The organism is Shewanella algicola, assembly GCF_014648035.1.
GTDB classification, from domain to species: Bacteria; Pseudomonadota; Gammaproteobacteria; order Enterobacterales; family Shewanellaceae; genus Shewanella; species Shewanella algicola.
Genome location: NZ_BMQI01000142.1, coordinates 1 through 1,124, shown reverse-complemented (window position 1 = coordinate 1,124; position 1,124 = coordinate 1). Strand labels below are relative to the sequence as shown.

Here is a 1,124-nt window from a genome sequence, read left to right as displayed (position 1 = left end):
TCTAAATACTCAGGTTTCATCCATGCTCGTTTTTGTTTCATCGGGATACTTCCCTTAGAGGGTTCTGAGCGGAGCATATTTAACGATAGTTTGCGTAATAATGACCAATTCTCTGCTGCATGATTTTGATAAATCTGGCAATGGTCTTCACCCATTGAAGCATCTAGCACCCAGTGTAAACTGTTTTCGATAGACCAGTGAGAGCGCACGGCATCTGCAAATTTTTGCTCTGGTAATTCTGCCGAACTTATATAGTATCGATAAGTTAATGCTCCTTTACCATCGCAATGTCTATAGCTCATCGCCATACCAATTGAACGTAACCCTAGCCATTCACTAAAGTCACCTTCAAGTTCATTTGCACTAAGTACATGATAAGCTCGCGCTTCAACTCTACCGTGTTTGTTCTCGATAGCTAGCGGTGATAAAGGGGCTTGCCGTATTGAGGAAAAAGCCGAAACTATCGCATCATGCAATGATTTTTGATTCGATTTTACAGCAAGTAGATAATCACCATCTTGCTTTACTATTTGTGCCGCAATTGATTTCTGGCACCCCATCGCATCGATGGAAACAAGTTTTTCATTTATGTCTAAGAGTCGTAGTAAATCTGGAATGGCGGTGATTTCGTTAGATTTGTTACTGGTCTTTAATTGCCCCAGCACTAACTTATTTTCGCAAGCAAATGCGTTGACCATGTGTATCGTTGATAAACGGTCATTACGCTGATAAGAACCTTTTAACGTTTTTCCATCTATCGCTATAAGTTGGCCATCACTTGCATTGTGGACTGCTTGCATCCATTGCATGAAACATGCACTAAACTCATCGGGATCAATGCGAGAAATAATTCGTGCAATGGTATCATCAGCAGGTACACCTTCTTTTAAGTAACCGTGCTTTTGAAACCACGCTATATGACCATCAGCATAACAATGTATATCAGACCAACCTTCTGCGCCCGCGATGACGGCACATAAGCTCACAAATAATATATCCTCTAAAGGGTATGTTACCTTGGCCGTTTGGCGCTGGTCGATGATGTGACTAAAGTGGCTTGTGAAGGCTTCGATATACATGCTTATACTCCTGAAAAGAGAGTATAAGATCACGAACGCTGTATT

General features: G+C 41.4%; 1 protein-coding gene. It reads right to left on the bottom strand.

Translation table 11 applies throughout. The features are described from left to right. On the bottom strand, positions 1 to 1,079 hold a 1,079-nt coding region (locus tag IEY42_RS22110; protein ID WP_188927318.1), incomplete at its 3' end, for an ISAs1 family transposase. Between the last annotated feature and the right edge of the window lie 45 nt (positions 1,080 to 1,124).